16 protein-coding genes are annotated in these 13,290 nt (G+C 64.7%); 7 read left to right on the top strand and 9 right to left on the bottom strand.

The features are described from left to right. The first annotated feature begins 59 nt into the window (after positions 1-59). Together MKK63_RS29735 and MKK63_RS29730 are read left to right on the top strand one after the other, a co-directional pair. Entirely contained in the window at positions 60-884 is an 825-nt protein-coding gene (locus MKK63_RS29735) for an alpha/beta hydrolase (protein ID WP_244007929.1), read from the top strand. Positions 885-1,048: 164 nt separating this feature from the next. Next, positions 1,049-1,222: a hypothetical protein gene (locus tag MKK63_RS29730; RefSeq protein WP_244007927.1), complete on the top strand. Its 174-nt coding sequence runs from the start codon at positions 1,049-1,051 to the stop codon at positions 1,220-1,222. 758 nt (positions 1,223-1,980) lie between these two features. On the opposite strand, the gene MKK63_RS29725 is transcribed toward MKK63_RS29730, so the two are convergent. The 5 genes from MKK63_RS29725 to MKK63_RS29705 form a co-directional block, all read right to left on the bottom strand. Continuing rightward, the gene (locus MKK63_RS29725; protein WP_244007924.1) at positions 1,981-4,551 is read right to left on the bottom strand and encodes a CheR family methyltransferase; all 2,571 of its coding nucleotides are present in this window, start codon (positions 4,549-4,551) and stop codon (positions 1,981-1,983) included. 34 nt (positions 4,552-4,585) lie between these two features. Beyond that, positions 4,586-4,837, bottom strand: coding sequence for a hypothetical protein (locus MKK63_RS29720; RefSeq protein WP_244007923.1), 252 nt, complete (start codon positions 4,835-4,837; stop codon positions 4,586-4,588). 33 nt (positions 4,838-4,870) lie between these two features. Next, a complete protein-coding gene (locus tag MKK63_RS29715) occupies positions 4,871-5,194 on the bottom strand; it encodes a hypothetical protein (protein WP_244007921.1) in 324 nt (107 codons plus the stop codon). Positions 5,195-5,727: 533 nt separating this feature from the next. Beyond that, positions 5,728-6,222: a hypothetical protein gene (locus tag MKK63_RS29710; RefSeq protein WP_244007920.1), complete on the bottom strand. Its 495-nt coding sequence runs from the start codon at positions 6,220-6,222 to the stop codon at positions 5,728-5,730. Then, a complete protein-coding gene (locus MKK63_RS29705) occupies positions 6,215-6,433 on the bottom strand; it encodes a hypothetical protein (RefSeq protein ID WP_244007918.1) in 219 nt (72 codons plus the stop codon). Before MKK63_RS29705 ends, MKK63_RS29710 begins: the two co-directional genes overlap by 8 nt. Positions 6,434-6,556: 123 nt before the next feature. Between MKK63_RS29705 and MKK63_RS29700 the strand changes: the two genes are divergently transcribed. Further along, on the top strand, positions 6,557-6,802 hold the full coding sequence (locus MKK63_RS29700; protein ID WP_244007916.1) for a DUF6894 family protein: 246 nt from the start codon (positions 6,557-6,559) through the stop codon (positions 6,800-6,802). Between the two features lie 8 nt (positions 6,803-6,810). Further along, entirely contained in the window at positions 6,811-7,065 is a 255-nt protein-coding gene (locus MKK63_RS29695; protein WP_244007914.1) for a hypothetical protein, read from the top strand. Positions 7,066-7,546: 481 nt separating this feature from the next. On the opposite strand, the gene MKK63_RS32095 is transcribed toward MKK63_RS29695, so the two are convergent. After that, positions 7,547-7,687 (bottom strand): hypothetical protein, encoded by a 141-nt coding sequence (locus tag MKK63_RS32095; RefSeq protein WP_313901809.1) that lies wholly within the window; start codon positions 7,685-7,687, stop codon positions 7,547-7,549. 84 nt (positions 7,688-7,771) lie between these two features. Between MKK63_RS32095 and MKK63_RS32090 the strand changes: the two genes are divergently transcribed. The 3 genes from MKK63_RS32090 (at position 7,772) to MKK63_RS29680 (ending at position 9,115) form a co-directional block, all read left to right on the top strand. Beyond that, the gene (locus MKK63_RS32090) at positions 7,772-8,032 is read left to right on the top strand and encodes a BA14K family protein (protein ID WP_313901807.1); all 261 of its coding nucleotides are present in this window, start codon (positions 7,772-7,774) and stop codon (positions 8,030-8,032) included. A gap of 415 nt (positions 8,033-8,447) precedes the next feature. Continuing rightward, positions 8,448-8,771 (top strand): hypothetical protein, encoded by a 324-nt coding sequence (locus tag MKK63_RS29685; protein ID WP_244007910.1) that lies wholly within the window; start codon positions 8,448-8,450, stop codon positions 8,769-8,771. Positions 8,772-8,887: 116 nt separating this feature from the next. Next, on the top strand, positions 8,888-9,115 hold the full coding sequence (locus MKK63_RS29680) for a hypothetical protein (RefSeq protein WP_244007908.1): 228 nt from the start codon (positions 8,888-8,890) through the stop codon (positions 9,113-9,115). A gap of 2,054 nt (positions 9,116-11,169) precedes the next feature. Here MKK63_RS29680 and MKK63_RS29675 read toward each other — a convergent pair. From MKK63_RS29675 to MKK63_RS29665, 3 genes are all read right to left on the bottom strand, one after another. Then, positions 11,170-12,111: a glycosyltransferase family 8 protein gene (locus MKK63_RS29675; RefSeq protein WP_244007906.1), complete on the bottom strand. Its 942-nt coding sequence runs from the start codon at positions 12,109-12,111 to the stop codon at positions 11,170-11,172. A gap of 418 nt (positions 12,112-12,529) precedes the next feature. After that, positions 12,530-12,805, bottom strand: a complete 276-nt coding sequence (locus MKK63_RS29670; RefSeq protein WP_244007904.1) for a hypothetical protein — start codon at positions 12,803-12,805, stop codon at positions 12,530-12,532. A 22-nt stretch (positions 12,806-12,827) separates the two neighbouring features. Beyond that, positions 12,828-13,229, bottom strand: coding sequence for a 3TM-type holin (locus tag MKK63_RS29665; RefSeq protein WP_244007902.1), 402 nt, complete (start codon positions 13,227-13,229; stop codon positions 12,828-12,830). Positions 13,230-13,290 lie beyond the last annotated feature (61 nt).

Here is a 13,290-nt window from a genome sequence, read left to right as displayed (position 1 = left end):
TTTCTTGCCGCCCGCGCGGTCCCGCACGTGTCGTGGCCACCCTCGCAACGGATCGACCGATGCTCGCCACGCTCTTCGACAAGCTCGTCGGCGCGACCCTGGTAGTCCTGAACCTGCTGGCCCCGGTCGAGGTTCACGTCGACACGAACCGTGCCTATGCGGCCGGAAGCGAGCATCAGGCCGACATCTACCGGCCGAACAGCTCGGTGCCGAGCCCGGTGCTGGTGTTCCTCTACGGTGGCGGGTGGCGCAGCGGCTCGAAGGCGGACGTCGCCTATGTCGGCGCGGCTTTCGCACGACGAGGCTTCGTCGTGGTCATCCCGGAATACCGCCATTTCCCGGCCGCCAGCTTGTCGGACATCCTGGCCGACAACGCCGCCGCGGTTGCCTGGGCGATCGGCCACGCTTCCGAATTCGGCGGCGATCCCCGCCGCGTCGTGGTGGCGGGCCATTCCTCCGGCGCGTGGGCGGCGGCCATGCTGGGTCTCGATGCGACGTGGCTGGAGCGGGCCGGGTCCAGTCCCGAGGACCTCGCCGGGATCGTCGGTTTGGCCGGACCCTACGCGACCTCGGCGCTGACCGATCCCCTGGACAAGCAGGTCTTTGCCGGGGCCGACCCCGCGATGCAGCCGATCAACCACGCCGTCGGCCGGCACCCGGCGCTGCTGCTGCTGAGCGGCGCGGAGGATCAGGACGTGCGGCCGACTGGGACCGTCGCGCTCGCGAACCGGTTGCAGGCCGGTGATGAGCCTCCGCAGACGCACATCTACCCCGGTCTCGGGCACGGTCAGATCGTCCGGTCGTTGAGCTTCCCGTTCAGCGTCCAGGCCCCGACCGCGGACGACGTCGCGCGGTTCGCCGCGGGAGCGCATACCGCACCATGACGCATCTTCAGATCGTATTCGCTTGGTTGCGCTCACCCAGCCTTTAGCGTGACGAACGTTTGCCACAGCTTGGCCGTTCTCATTCTGTGCAGCTGTGCTTTCGCCGTGGCAGCCCTCGCGCACCTGCCAAGGTACGGTGCTGGCGTCTCCTCGAGGCGCCCGCCATGCTGATCCCCGCGTTCACCCTCCGCCGCTGCCTGTTGCTCGGGCTCCTGCTCGTTTGCCTCGTCAAACTTGCGGACGACATCGCGCGGTATGAACTGCGACAGGCGGCCGGTGCAGTCACGCTGACCGCTGCCGCGATCGGTGCGGAACCCCGGGCCTTCGCGGACGAGTAGCCGCGCCGCCGGGACGGCTCCGGCTCACCGATTTTGGCTCTTAGAAGCCGCTTGTGCGCAGGATTTTAAAGTTGATTGGCCGCGACGTGGCGCTCGGCTGCTGCACCCGAGTGGCTGACGGAACCCCGCTTCCGCGGTGATCGAGACAGATTGTCAGCGGAGTGATGCGCTGCCTTCGAAACAGCAGCAAGAAAATGGTCGGCGTGGCCGGGCTCGAACCGACGACCCCCTGTCCCCCAGTTTGGCCGTGACCGTTAAGATTTCACAACAATTTTGCCAACGGCCGGAATTGATGCGGATAGAAAATGCGGCGTTTTATGGCCCCGATGCAAACGCATCGCTTTGTTGTGTCCCTGGACTACCAGCGTTCCCGAGGCAGCGATATTTGCCTGCGGTAAGTTATGTCGTAATGAAGGGAATGCGACGCTGACCTTTAACTGCTACGGCGTAAGACACTGGTTCAAAAGGGCTGCTTCCGACTCAACTCAGCCGTGCCGAAAGCCATCGGCCCCTCCCGAAAGCGGCCATTCGTTGGCCGTCCGGCAACTCGGGCTTGGGGTAGCGACCGGTTCTTGGCCTGCTGCCGGAAATCTGACGTCCGACATTCAGCTTAGGTCGACGATACGATCCATTCGCCTGAAAGCAGAGCCGGGAGGGCTTTGCAAAGCTGTGGCGGCTCCAGCCGCGCTTGCGCAGCCGACAGTGTCTGCTTCACACCGGCTCGCAGAAGTCCCAGGCGCGGCGTACAGACCCATGGGTTACTCCTGTTCTAACAGGTTCGTGAAGTTGGCGACGATCCCGGGCATCCGGCTGCCGTTGCGGGACGAGACCGTCAAGCGGACGCGGTAGCGGGCGCCGTCCGCCCCCTCGACCGTCCGCTCGGAGGGCTGGTTCGCCGCCAACACCGTCGGGATCTCGTCCTGCAGCCACGCCAGGGGGATCGGCGCCGAGAAGTTGCGCAGGGACCGGCCGACGTCGCCCGGCTGCAAGCCGAAGACCTGCGCCGCCGCTCTGGTGAACATGCGGATGTGAAGATCCGGCGTCAGGAGTACGCTGGCGACGTTCATGCCCTCGAACAGCGCGGCTTGGTCGTCGCTCAACTGATCGATGGCCTCGATCTTGGACGTGAGCTCGGAATTCACCGTCTGAAGCTCCTCGTTCAGCGATTGCGTCTCCTCCTTCGAAGCCTCAAGCTCCTCGTTGGCGGCCTGCATCTCCTCGTTGACGGAGTACAGCTCCTCGTTCGAGGATTTGAGCTCCTCCAGGGAGGTCTCGTATTCCTCGATCACGGCCTGGAGCCGCTCGCGTGTCACGCTCAATTCGCGCTCCAGGCCCTGGAGCGCCGTGTCCCGCTCGGTCGCCTCCAGGGCCTGCTGGCGTTCGTTCTCGGCGGGCGCGGCGGCCTCGTTGAACACGACCAGGAACAGCGGCTCGATCGCGCCGGGCGTGTTTAGCGGCTTGACCACCAGGGAGATCGACTGGAGACGGCCGTCCGGAAGCTCGACGCCGATGCCGTCGCGCACGACCAAGGTGTTGCCCTCGATCGCCTCGCGCAGGGCCGTCCTGAGATCCAGCCGAAGACCTTTACGCGCCATCGCGGCCAACTCCCGGGTCGGCTGGCCGGGCACGACCTCCAGATGATCGCCGATCCGCGACGAGTAGTGCACGGCCTCACCCGTCCGCGTCACGACCGCGTGGGGCGGCGTGTACTCGGACAGCATCTGCGTCTCGACCGCGTGCCGCAGGGCCGTGTGCGTCGTCACGTTACGTCGGTAAGGCTGGCCGGTGCTGGCGAAGATCGCCGTGTCCGGCCCGGACATCGGCGGCAGCCGGGCCGGGGGGATCGCGTCGCGGGCCTGGAAGATACGGTGCCGCTTGTCGATCGTCTCGAACAGGTCCTCGAACCGCGTCACGTTCTCGGCCATACCGATGAACAGGAAGCCGCGCGGGCGGAGGGCGTAGTGCAGCACCGGCATCAGCTGCTGCTGGGCTTCGACGCCGAGGTAGATCAGCAGGTTGCGGCAGGAGACGAGATCGAGGCGCGAGAATGGCGGATCGCGCAGCACGCTGTGCGGGGCGAAGGTGCATAGGTCGCGCACGGCCTTCGCGACCACGGCGCTGTCGCCCACGACGACGAAATGCCGGGCGATCCGCTCGGGCGAGACAGCGGACAGGTAGGCTCTCGGGTAGAGGCCGGTCCGGGCGACCGTGAGTGCGCGTTCGTCGATGTCGGTGGCGAAGATCTGCACGCGCGGCGGATCCGCCAGGGTGAGCATATGCTCGCGCAGGAGGATGGCCACGGAGTAGACCTCCTCGCCGGTCGAGCAGGCAGGCACCCAGATCCGCACGACATCGGTCGCCGCGCGCGCCTCAAGCAGCCTCGGGATGACCTGCGTAGCCAGCGCCTCGAAGGCGGCGGGGTCGCGGAAGAAGTTCGTCACGCCGATCAGCAGGTCCCGGAACAGCACCCCGACCTCGGCTGGGTCGGCACGCAGCAGCTTGAGGTAACCGCTCGGGCCGGTCGCGCCGACGATGCTGATGCGCCGCTGCAGCCGCCGAACGAAGGTGCTGGGCTTGTAGCCCGAGAAGTCGTGGCCGACCTGACGGCGGAGGATGGCGAAGATCTCGGTGAGCAGTTCGGCGTCGAGCTCCCGCGCGACCGCATCGGCCTGACCAGCCGATGCGCCGACGCCGGTCGCGGCGATGTGCGCGGCGATCCGGTCGCCCATCCGTTCGGCCATCTCGCCGAAATCGACGAAGCCGGTCCGCAGCGAGCTGAGCGGCATATCGGCGGTCTCGGGGCCGTCGCCATCCGCGGTCTGGGCCAGGGTCAGGCCGCCGTGCTCCTTGATCGCCTTGACGCCGATGGCGCCGTCTCCGTCGCCGCCGGACAGGATCACGCCGACCGCACGCTCGCCCTGGTCGAGAGCCAAGGCGGTCAGGAAGACGTCGATCGGCTTGGTCTCGCGGCGCATTGGCTCGAGCGGCGTCAACGTCAGCCGCCCGCCCGCGATGCCCATGACGAAACCGGACGGCATGACGTAGACGCGGCCCGGAAGGACCGGCACGCCGTCGGCGGCGGCCTCGACCTCAAGCGGCGTGAACCGCGCCAGCACGTCCGGGAGCATACTTTTGTGCTCCCGGCTGAGATGCGTGATGACGACGAAGGCGGCCCTGAGTGTCTCCGGGACCCCCCGGAAGAAGCTCCGCATTGCCTCGATGCCGCCCGCGGACGCGCCGATGCCGATGATCGGAAAGTGGTCCTGGTCCATCACCGCGTTCTGAGCCTTCGGATCGATGCCGCGCCGTTCGTCGGGTTCCAGCATCATGCGTTCTTGGCCTTGTCGAGGACGGCCGCGCGGATCAGCCGTCGTGCGTGGCCTCCTGCACGACGTAGGCGAGGCAGCGGGCCCGGGCCTCGGGGCTCTTCAGCCGTACAAATAGGCGCAGCAGCGCTACCACTTCGGCGGGATGATCCAGAGCCCCTACGGCGGTTTCAAGGTCCGATTTCCCGGTGGGGTAGGTCGTCAGGAAGGTCGCGACCGGGACGCCCAGCGTCCAGGCGATGCGCACCAGCGCACCGGGGTCGTCGTCCGGCGGATCGTCAACGTTCATCGTAGCTCTCCGCCAATCCCTGCGCCGCGGCGCTCAATGCACCGCGATCCCGCCCGCGCGCGGTCCGATCATTTCGGCGACGCGACGCCCGACATGATGGAGCACGTGGCCGAGCAGCAGGCGGGTCTGGGGGTCGTGCTCATTTTCCGCGGCTTCGTAAGCCTCGATGAGAGACGTCACCAGTTGTTCCGAGGGGCCGGGGTCGTCGCCAGATGTCGACGGCCCGGTGGCGGCTTGCTCGCGGGAGCGCCGCACGAGATCGCGCGAAACCTGGAGCGTCCGCCGCGTCTCCTCGGCCGCCGCACGCAACTCACGGGCAATCTCAAGGCACCGATCTGCGCGGGGGCGGTCCATCATGGGCACTCCAGGCTGCGCGGCTTCCCAACGCGCAGACGACTTCTGCGTGGTCGCTGGCACTGTGCTCTCAATTCCTGGGTGTATCAATCCAGATGCCAACCCGGTGGTAATTGCGAGGGCCAACCTGCAGCATTCGCCAAAATTCGGGTTTTTGGAATTTTGTATGGTTTGTACGGATTCAGGTCAGCGCGCTGAATTCTTGGAGTCTTCACCCAACGAGATCCCGGGAAGTGGATCCTCCGAATTTCTGCAAGGGTTGCGAGCGCGTGTCGCGACGACGTCCGCATTCATGCATTGCCGCCTGAAAGCGGATCGGCTGAAAACCACCCAAAGCGAACCAACCGAAGCTCCACGGCGTGGCCCTCACGTCCGCGCCACGATCAGCTTCCCCAGCTGCGTCATGTCGCCCGGAGTGCGCATCTCGAACTTCGTGATCCACGCCCTCCAGCCCACCAATGCCGCCCCTCCGGCACTACGGTGCCCTGGTCCTGGCCGCACGTGTCTACCACCGCCATCAGTGGCCCCAGCCCCTCTCAAGCACCGCCGGGATCGGCATCGACGTGGTCCGGCGCCCCCGGCCGGGGGCGCCGGTACAGCACCCGCGCCCCTTGCCGCAACGTGACTTCGTCGCGCGGATAGGCGTTCTTTATCGCCTCGAACGCGGCGACTGCGCCGTCGAGCGGGTAGATCACGCCGAGCCGCAGCTCGACCCGGCCGCGCGCGTCCCAGACCTCGAGCGCGAACGGCCGGCCCGGCGGGACCGGCGGCTCCAGGTCGGGCATCTTCGGCAGACGCAGCGTTGCGAGGCACTGGCTCTCGTACTTGCGCGCGACCGTGGCGCCCGGTTCGCGCTGGTGGCGGCAGGAGGTGGTGAGAGCCCGCAGGAGATCGAGCATCGCGATCTCCGGCCCGAACCGGGCCATCAGGCCGTCCAGCCGGTAGCTGCCGTGGCGGCGGCAGGACGCGCAGTCGATCGCCAGCCGGTCGCCGGCGATGTCGCCCAGACGCTGGGACAGCGCGTCAACCATGCACGTAGCCCCGCGCGTAGCCGCGCGAGATCAGACGCCCCTGCCCGGCCGCGCGCCGCTCGGCCGCGTCGAGATCGGTCAGCGCATCCGTGATCGCCTGAACGAGCGCCGCGCGGGCATCGCCGTCGGCGGCCCGGAGATAGGCCGATGCGATCGCCTCGGCCTCCGATGAGCGGATCTCCACAAGCGAATCGTGCCGTTGGGCGTGCATCCGGTTCACAACCTCGACTAGAACACATCGGGAACAAAGCGGACGGCGAGGCGTGGTTCAATGGCTGTTTCGGATCGCAGGGCGATTGCGGTGGGCGGCTGTGGAGAGGTTGGGAAAACGTCAATGCCGCGGAGGCTTTACCGCTTCCATTGCCTGGGTGGCGGTGACGCCGTGTTCGATCTGCAGGGTCGGTGGCTGTCGAGCATCCGCGAGGTCCGGCAGCACGCGGACCGGGTGGCGCTGGGTCTGATGACGGGGGTCGGCTGCCAGGATTGGACCGTGTGGACCGTGGACGTGCGCGATGCCGCAGGCCGGCCGGTGCTGTTTCGTGCGTTCACCGCCGTACGGGTGGACGGCCAGCGGGCGTAGGCAGCGGCATGGTGATGAAGACGGCGTTCGTGGTGCAGCCGTTCGAGCTGCACCGGAAGCGGCTGCGGCCGGCGCGGCAGGAGCCTGCACAGACGGAGAGCGGCGCGCTGAAAAAGGCCGAGAACCTCGCCAAGCGGATGCCCGGGGCCGCGGCGCTGAAGGTGGTGGCCGACGACGAGACCGGGGAGCTGGAGGGCGTCACGATCCTCGGCCAGTGGGGCGAGATCCCGGAGGATTTCGCGGAGAGCCTGCAGGGCGGCTGACGATCGCCCTGGACACGTGAGTGCCTTGCACGTGCACGCGTCCGCAATCGCCTGGCTCGACCTGCGGATTGCCACGAAGCGGCAGCACGCGGCCGAGGATGAGGCGGAGCGGCGGCGCGGATGAACGACCGCCTGAGATACTCGGCGCGGCCTCAGCGCCGAGCAGCCCGCGGCTATTCGGACAGATTTCGCTGGGACCAACTCGGTCGCCGTCGTGTTGTCCAGTTAGATACTCCTCGTTTTATATCGGTAGGACACAATGAACCGTACCATTTTGAAGGCTGCGACGATTGTTGGCGCTCTGGCCCTTCTCCCGGCCACAGCCGATGCCCGAGGCTTCGGCGGCGGCGGCTTCCGGGGCGGCGGATTTGGGGGCGGGTTTCACGGGGGCGGCTTGCGCAGCGGTGGTTTCGCAGGCGGGGGATTCCGTGGTGGCGCGGTCAGCGGCAATGCTCTGGCCGGCGGCGGAGTCGGTAACGGCCTAGCCGGCCGCGGATTCGGTGGCGGCCTGGGCGTTGGTGGTGCGCGCTTCGGTGGAGTTGGTGCTACCGGGGCTGGATTTGCCAATCGCGGTGCCCTGAGTAACCCGGGCATCCGTGGCGCCGGCTTCGTCGGAAATCACGGATTCGCCGGACGAGGCTTCCAGCGCGGCCGCGGCTTCGGTTACGGCGGCCGAGGCTACGGCTACGGCGGCCTGGGCCTTGGTGTGGGCCTGGGGCTTGCGGGCGTGGGTCTCGGCTACGGCTACGGAGCCCTCGGGGACGACTACTATGGTGGGGATTACGGACCGGCAGGGTATGGTTATGCGCCCGCCGGCTATGGATCCGGCTACGCTCCAGCTGGCTACGGAACGGATGCAACCTCGTCGGATGACTCTGTCGGCTACTGCATCCAACGCTTCCGCTCATACGATCAGCGCACCGGTACCTATCTCGGTAACGATGGCCGCCGGCATAGCTGCCCGTAACCGCGACGGCAGGTTCCAGACCAATGAGGCCCCGGGCAGAGATGCTCCGGGGCCTTTTCTGTTTCAGTCAGGGTAAAGCGTGCTCGGATGGGCGTTCGATCTGGTCGTGCCAAGAGGCGACCGTGGTCGGGCGGTCGGTCAGCGCTGGGTGATCGGTCATCCCAGCGGGGCTACCGCGAGGGCCTTAACAGGTGACGGAGATCGGAGGCCTTGGCGGCTATCTGTTCAGGTGCTCGACCGGCGCAGAGTTGACGGGTTGTTCAGGTACGGATCAGCCGGACGGGCATGCGTCTTGGCGATTAGGGCTGCTGCTTCCCTGCTGGTCAGCGTTCGGCCTTTCGTCGCACGCTGGCTTTTCCTCCGAACCGTCAGCGGCGCACGCAGTTGCCGCCTGACCACGATGGAGGAGAGCACGATGTCGAACCCAGCCAAGGGGCAGCACGGCGACGGACAGCGCCACAGCACGATGAGTGCTCAGGAACAGAAGGCCGCCGAAGTCCAAGAGGCCGGGAGCGCAAAGGCCGGCGCAGGCCACCCCGAGGTTCTCGAGGGTGGGAAGGCTGAGCCACCGACCGAGGGGAAGGGGCATCCCAAATCGGCTGCATCGAATGCACCGGCGGGCGGAACCAGCGACGCGGCGACGAGCTCAGCGACGGTAGGCAAGGCTGAGAAGGAGGCCGCAGCTGCGGCCGGCGCCGACAAGGAGCAGCACGGGCGCGGACACCGAAAGTCGGAGTAGGCTTCCCGCATCGGACATTGCGCTCGGCCCCGCCCCGATCTGATCACGGGGCGGGGGAGCGTCCGATCTCACCAGCGTGTGAGCCGAGCCGATACGCAACGCAGCTCGGCTGTAGGATGGCGGCCGGCGGTTACCGGGTCGTGCCGACACCGGCACCGTCACCGTTCCAGACCGGGATCGCTGGCCGAAGCGGGGCGATCGGCATGCTGGAAACCAGCAAGGCGATCATTGCGGCGCGCGAGCTCAGCATGATGGCTGGCGGTTCGCCGGTAAGGGTCCGCCAAGCTGCAACGAAGGCGTCACTGGGCATGGCGGCCAGCGTATCGCTCGAAGGGATGGGGTAGTCCGCAGTGCCGTGCCCAGGCGTGTCCATGCATCTCCAAGAGGGTCAGCCTTCCGTGTGCTGTGACGCTTGCTGAAGAAGATGAATCGGGCGTTCCGGGGTGTGCATGAAAAAGCCCGCCGCGGCGAACCGGGCGGGCTCAGAGTCAAGGGAGGCACGCCGGGATGGCTCGAACGGGTGTGAGCAGATCGTCGTGCCGTTCCATCAACGACTGATTAGCGCCGGCCGCCTCTCCGTTGCACCCAAGTCATCCGTCCCCGCCGCATGTGATGGCGATGCATCCGGACGTGCGTGATCATGCCGGGTCGCGTGGATATCTCGGAGGCGGGACCGGCCGGAACGGCAGCCACGGGTAGCGAGAGACTGGCGAGGCTCGCAGCGGACAGCAGGCTAAGAAATAGGATGCGCATGGGTTTCCTCCGTGCCTGGGCGCAAACAGGGCGCACCGGGCCACTGGGAAGCGTCGCCACCGGACGTTGGTTCAACGATCACCGGCTCAGAACGCGAGCTGCCGCCCCTGATTTTGGACGTGGGCGCGAAAGCCGCCGAGCGCATCGCCACGATCAGCCCACGGCGCCGGGCCGGGCGTAAGCTGTTATTTGGATCGACAATCTGCACAGCGCGGAGTTCATCGTCGCCCGCGTTTCGGTCCCACGCCCACCGCGACCCGTCAATATTGGCTCACATCCGGAAAATTTAACACGGCGCTAACCATTTCTTGCTGATCTTGGTTCGGCCAGAGGTCAGCATGCGACCGAAGATTTTCATAATAGGATTTAGTATATTGGCGGCTCAGCCCACATTTTCGTATGAAAAGACTGCAAGTCTACAGACCGAAGATCCTTTGACGAAATCGAATTCAGTTACGGCACCAATCTTCCATCGCAGGAATGCAGAAGCTAAGGCACGACACGATAAATTTCATCGCAGGATCGATTTAAGCAATCGTGAGATGATTGCTTCTATCTGCAGTGGCTGCGAGTCGGGCCAAATTTATCTTATCTCGAACCACCGCCAGGAATTTGACGCGCACGAAGGGAGTTCGATTTCTGCTGAAACCATATATCTCACGAAAAACGGATTCGACCCCGCGCAAGCCGGCGGTGGGTGGGATTGAAAGCCGAATCCGAGCATGCTGACGTCACGAAACGCCCCAGGCGGTTGAGCCGTCGGGCTGAAGCGGTCCTTGAGAGGGGGAGCAGACAGCCGCAAGCGGCGGCCCATTCCAGCGGGTTGCTCGGCCCCGCCCCGATCCGCGCACGGGGCGCGGGAGCGTCCGATCTCACGAGCCTCTGGGCTGATACGCAACGCGGCTCGGAACTCGGGGTGATCGGTGGCGGTGAGCGGGTCGTTCGGGACCAACGCTGCGGTTGTCCCGCACCGGAATTGGGGTACGAAAAGCCCGCGCCGGGGACCCGGGCGGGCGGGAGATGAATCGCAGACAGATGGTGCGTCGGCCGCCACGCCGTGCGCCGGGTGCGGCGGACGTAAGCCCGCAGCTGAGGTGAGCCAGCCCGGGTGATATGCTCGACAGCATCGGCTTGCCGGTCACGCGTCGCCGGCTTCGGGGGCCTCGCAAAAAAGGCGGGCGAACTCCACGAGGCCGGCTAGAAATCCGATGGCGCAGACGGCTTCGACGTGCATCGTTCGCTCCAACGTGACTCCCGATTCCAAGATGTGGGAGCGTTGGAGCGACACAGCCGCTTGTGTCTCGCTGTTCCATCTCCACCAAAGAAAAACCCGCCGCGGCGGGCTCGGGCGGGTTCAGTTGCCATTGGGTTTTCGAAGGCTCTTGAATAACCCTGGGCAGAGATGATCCGCATCATCCGTTCGAGGGAGGCGTCGCGCACAAAAAGCCCGCTGCGGTCGGCCAGGTGGGCTGAAGTTCAGTCTCGCTGACGAACGAGGTGGATCGGAGCGTCTCACACGACGCTGCTCTGGGCAGGACAGGAGCCGATAGGCGCGTCGGTGAAGCTGAACCCAGCCGTCACGCGATCTGCGGCTCTACCATACGCGAACGCAGAGTCTTCGATCACCGATAGGCAAAACGTTGTACTAAACTGCAGCATGCTTTTCAAATTCTACGATCTTATTTGCGATCGCCTCAGTCTGCCAAATTCTGGAATCCAGGAACTTTTTGGCTCGCTGCTGTACCATGTAGCGGACCACTGTCCGTCTTGGCATTGGCCGATAGAAATCCTTCAACTGAGGGTGGGCGCTGATCATATCAGTATAAGGGCTGTAGCCGGCTTTACCCCACGGTATGAACGGCCCATGCCAAGGCCTTGGGTTCGACATGAAATGCTTTATGTGAACATCTTTCAGGCCATTATAAACAAAATTTGCGAAAAATGCAGGGTAATTCCATTTCATGGAAATTAGACTTATGTGATCTCCAAATGCGACATTCATCGCATCTTGTTCTGTGAACTTGTATTGCGCTAAATTTTTTCCACACAAATTTTGAATTTCTTGATCGATGGCTTTCAGGTCAGATCTTGCGACACGAAAGACGCCGGAATTTATGTAGCGTGCCGCGATACCGCTGCTCAATCCGATCGACCGAAGATAAGCCGTTGTCTTTTTTGACAATCTATCGGGCTCGCCGAAAAGGAGCGCCATAGGATCGGGCGCAGCAAGTATGCTTCCTGAAGCAAGCGGCGCCTCGATGAGTGGATCGATGTTGGCATAGATTTGCGTGTCACCATCGATGTGAATGATATTAATGTAACGCTTATCGAGTATTGTGTCTAGAAAATGTCTAGCCATGTAAATTGGTAAGTTTTTGATTTCACGCCTGTCGTAAAATTGCACCAAAACATTATATTTGGTTGCTATCTGCTGTAGAAAGGCTTTGTCTTGGTTCTGAAAATCGAAACCCAGGATCAGGACATCGGCTTTTCCCTTGGAGATATGTTGCCGAGCTTGAGCTGCACTAAGAAGAGTAGGTAAAAAATAATACTTGTCAGTTGTGTAGCAAAAGCAGCAATCGGACATAATGGTTCCCATTGAGAAATTGCCGCTCGTTACCTCGATATGCTCATAGCTCAGGTTTGAATACCGTCGCAACGTTGATATGCGATTTTGAGTAGTAAAAGGCAGCGGTTGATCGCAATTCGCTCAGCGAATTCGGCAAATCAGCTTTCAATGACACGCGCATGAAAAAGCCCCGCGCGGAGGCGCCGGCGCGGCTGAGTGGATCCCTAAGATGATTGCGGATCTTGGCGAGCAGCGGGCCAACTTCAGCGAGTCGCTCGGCCGAGCCCCGATCTTCCCCCGGGGCGGGAGCGCGTCCGATTTCACCGCCGTGTGAGCCGAGCCGCGTGCAACGCGGCTCGTGAGGAGAATGGCAGGCACGCGTTCCCGGGCTGTCGCTCGCACCGGACCGGCCTTTGTCTTACGTCGAGACGCCCGCTCACCGCCCCGCCAACCCGTCCACCGCCTTGTCGATCCGGCGCTCGATCTCGTCGCGCGCCACGAAGGCTTCGATGTCCCGCCGGTAGGCCACGCCCTCCAGCTTCTCGTCCATCCGGTCGAGCTTGCCCCCGAGCACGTCCATCTGCCGACCGGTCGCCTCGACCCGCTCGATCAGGCGCCCGATCCATTCGGGCAGATGGTCGGCCATGGATCCGCTCCCGCGTGGGCCGCCCGCCCGCATCGTCCGCGCCTGGGGCGGGATGTTGTCCGTCATCGCCGGGCTCGCAAGCCGCCGCTCACCCCTTCGGCCCGACCATCTGCGGCACGATCTTGTCGACCGAGCGGGCCAGCATGTAGGCGCCGATCCCCACGGTCAGCAGCGACCACAGCTCCGCCGGCACGCCCTTGAGCGCGGTCACCACCTCGACCTGCAGCCCGAGCATCGGCGCGACCACGCCGACCCAGGTGATCATCGCCAGGGCCCACAGCACGGTGATCGGCCGGGCGAGCGGGCTCTCCGAGCCGGCATCGGCCTTCATCACCTCGGCCATGGCGCGACTGAGATCCCCTTGCTGGTCGATCAGCGCCTTCTGCAGGTCGAGCTGCACCTGCAGCCGCTGGCCCTCGTCGGGCAGCACCCTGGCCAGGATCGGGCCGACGGCCCCGAGCAAGGCCGGAAGGAGAGCGACGAACTCCATGGTCAGGCACCCTTCTCATGTTGTGGCGGACGGCATCCCGCAGCCACAGCCACCAAGATTC

Source organism: Methylobacterium sp. J-088, from assembly GCF_022829295.1.
In the GTDB taxonomy this organism is placed as follows: domain Bacteria; phylum Pseudomonadota; class Alphaproteobacteria; order Rhizobiales; family Beijerinckiaceae; genus Methylobacterium.
This window is presented reverse-complemented; position numbering and strand designations above follow the sequence as displayed.

Bases quoted from the DNA above. Each gene is read 5' to 3' on its own strand.
- MKK63_RS29705 (WP_244007918.1), bottom strand. From the start codon at position 6,433: ATGCACGCCCAACGGCACGATTCGCTTGTGGAGATCCGCTCATCGGAG.
- MKK63_RS29735 (WP_244007929.1), top strand. From the start codon at position 60: ATGCTCGCCACGCTCTTCGACAAGCTCGTCGGCGCGACCCTGGTAGTC.
- MKK63_RS29675 (WP_244007906.1), bottom strand. From the start codon at position 12,111: ATGTCCGATTGCTGCTTTTGCTACACAACTGACAAGTATTATTTTTTA.
- MKK63_RS29710 (WP_244007920.1), bottom strand. From the start codon at position 6,222: ATGGTTGACGCGCTGTCCCAGCGTCTGGGCGACATCGCCGGCGACCGG.
- MKK63_RS29680 (WP_244007908.1), top strand. From the start codon at position 8,888: ATGGCGGCCGGCGGTTACCGGGTCGTGCCGACACCGGCACCGTCACCG.
- MKK63_RS29720 (WP_244007923.1), bottom strand. From the start codon at position 4,837: ATGAACGTTGACGATCCGCCGGACGACGACCCCGGTGCGCTGGTGCGC.
- MKK63_RS29715 (WP_244007921.1), bottom strand. From the start codon at position 5,194: ATGATGGACCGCCCCCGCGCAGATCGGTGCCTTGAGATTGCCCGTGAG.
- MKK63_RS29665 (WP_244007902.1), bottom strand. From the start codon at position 13,229: ATGGAGTTCGTCGCTCTCCTTCCGGCCTTGCTCGGGGCCGTCGGCCCG.
- MKK63_RS29685 (WP_244007910.1), top strand. From the start codon at position 8,448: ATGTCGAACCCAGCCAAGGGGCAGCACGGCGACGGACAGCGCCACAGC.
- MKK63_RS29670 (WP_244007904.1), bottom strand. From the start codon at position 12,805: ATGACGGACAACATCCCGCCCCAGGCGCGGACGATGCGGGCGGGCGGC.
- MKK63_RS29700 (WP_244007916.1), top strand. From the start codon at position 6,557: ATGCCGCGGAGGCTTTACCGCTTCCATTGCCTGGGTGGCGGTGACGCC.
- MKK63_RS29695 (WP_244007914.1), top strand. From the start codon at position 6,811: ATGGTGATGAAGACGGCGTTCGTGGTGCAGCCGTTCGAGCTGCACCGG.
- MKK63_RS29730 (WP_244007927.1), top strand. From the start codon at position 1,049: ATGCTGATCCCCGCGTTCACCCTCCGCCGCTGCCTGTTGCTCGGGCTC.
- MKK63_RS29725 (WP_244007924.1), bottom strand. From the start codon at position 4,551: ATGATGCTGGAACCCGACGAACGGCGCGGCATCGATCCGAAGGCTCAG.